At 45.1% G+C, this 842-nt stretch carries 1 pseudogene; it reads left to right on the top strand.

The annotated features are described in order from the left end of the window. Positions 1-842: pseudogene (locus CAB05_RS22265) on the top strand (hypothetical protein); the annotation flags it as partial.

Genomic DNA, 842 nt, shown 5'->3' with positions numbered 1-842 from the left:
GCGTATATGGGACCGAACGAAAACTTCCCACAAACATTACCGGCGTATATGGGACCGAACGAAAACTTCCCACAAACATTACCGGCATATATGGGACCAAATGAAAACTTCCCACAAACATTGCCAGCATATTACGGACCAAACGCGCCACAAACGTTGCCAGCATATTATGGACCAAATGTGCCACAAACATTACCGGCATACATGGGACCAAATTCACCACAAACGTTACCAGCATATTATGGGCCAAATGATAATTATCCATATTACCCAGGTAGAGGAGAGGGTGCAGGAGGAGCTGTACCGACATTCCCGAGCTTTGGGCAAATGCCAATGATTCCTGGAGTTACTGCTGCAGGACCAGCGACACAACCGATCGCTGGAGGTGTACCAGCTGCGCCAACTCCATTACCAGCACCAATCCCTGCACCGATTCCAGCACCAATCCCTGCACCTAATGCGCAGACATTACCAGCGTTCTATGGACCTGGACCAAATAATTCACAAACATTACCATCGTATATGGGACCAAATAATTCGCAAACATTACCATCGTATATGGGACCAAATAACGCGCAAACTTTACCAGCATTTTATGGACCGAATAATAATTTCCCACAAACATTACCGGCATATATGGGACCGAATAATAATTTCCCACAAACATTACCGGCATATATGGGACCGAATGAAAACTTCCCACAAACATTACCATCGTATATGGGACCAAATGAAAATTTCCCACATACATTACCAGCGTACATGGGACCAAATGAAAACTTCCCACAAACATTACCGGCGTATATGGGACCAAATGAAAACTTCCCACAAACATTACCGGC

Origin of the sequence: Gottfriedia solisilvae, assembly GCF_002128405.1 — a bacterium.
Taxonomy (GTDB): domain Bacteria; phylum Bacillota; class Bacilli; order Bacillales; family Bacillaceae_G; genus Gottfriedia; species Gottfriedia solisilvae.
The sequence above is the reverse complement of the archived record's forward strand: the minus strand, read 5'-3'. Positions and strand labels throughout refer to the sequence as shown.